This window comes from Streptomyces phytophilus (genome assembly GCF_013870535.1).
GTDB lineage: Bacteria > Actinomycetota > Actinomycetes > Streptomycetales > Streptomycetaceae > Streptomyces > Streptomyces phytophilus.
Genome location: NZ_JACBXC010001632.1, coordinates 1 through 1136 on the forward strand (window position 1 = coordinate 1; position 1136 = coordinate 1136).

The window sequence follows — 1136 nt, forward strand, 5'->3', positions numbered from 1 at the left end:
GCCAGCTCCTCCCCCACCGCGACTCCCCCGGCACCCGCGTCGCCGGCACCGAGGTCCGCGACTGGCCGGGCACCGGCTGGCGCGGCGCCATCGAGGGCTTCTACGGCGTCCCCTGGTCCCACGAATCGCGCCTGGACCAGCTCTCGTTCTACGGCGAGCACAAGATGAACATCTACGTCTACTCGCCCAAGGACGACCCGTACCTGCGCGAGCGCTGGCGCGAGGCGTACCCGCCGGACGAACTCGCCCGCATCGCCGAGCTGGTCGAGCGCGCCCGCGCCCACCACGTCGAGTTCACCTACGCCCTCTCCCCCGGCCTGTCCGTCTGCTACAGCTCGGACGCGGACGTGCAGGCGCTGAACGACAAGTTCCAGACGCTGTGGGACATCGGCGTACGCACCTTCGCCGTGCCGCTGGACGACATCAGCTACACCGACTGGAACTGCGCCGCAGACGAGGAGCGCTTCGGCACCGGCGGCGGCGCCGCGGGCGCGGCGCAGGCGCACCTGCTCAACCGCGTGAACCGCGAGTTCGTCCGCACCCACGACGGCGCGGAGCCGCTCCAGATGGTGCCGACGGAGTACTACGACACCACCCCGTCGCCGTACAAGAAGGCGCTCGCCGAGCAGTTGGACGAGGACGTGCTGGTGGAGTGGACCGGCATCGGCGTCGTCGCGCCCGTGATGACCGTCGCGCAGGCGCGCGACGCCCGCGAGGTCTTCGGCCACCCGATCCTGACCTGGGACAACTACCCGGTCAACGACTACGCGCAGGACCGGCTCCTGCTCGGCCCGTTCAACGGCCGGGAGAAGGGCCTGCCGGGCGAGCTGGCCGGGATCACCGCCAACCCGATGAACCAGGCCGCCGCGTCGAAGATCGCGCTGTACACGGTCGCCGACTTCGCCTGGAACGACGCCGCGTACGACCCGCGGGAGTCCTGGGCCGGGGCGCTCGCCGAACTGGCGGGCGGCGACGGGCGGACCACCGCCGCGCTCCGGGCCTTCGCGGACGCCTCGTACGGCTCGGCGCTCAACCCCGGGCAGGCGCCGGAGCTGTCGGCGGCCATCGCCGCGTACTGGGACGGCGGTGACGACGACGCCCTGGACGACGCGCTGTCGGCCCTGGAGGCCGCGCCC

Annotated in this window: 1 protein-coding gene; it reads left to right on the forward strand. The window is 72.5% G+C overall.

Annotation, left to right across the window (positions count from 1 at the left end; all coding sequences use genetic code 11):
* A partial coding sequence (locus H5J30_RS34790) for a protein O-GlcNAcase (protein WP_181791794.1) occupies window positions 1-1136 on the forward strand: 1136 nt, incomplete at both ends.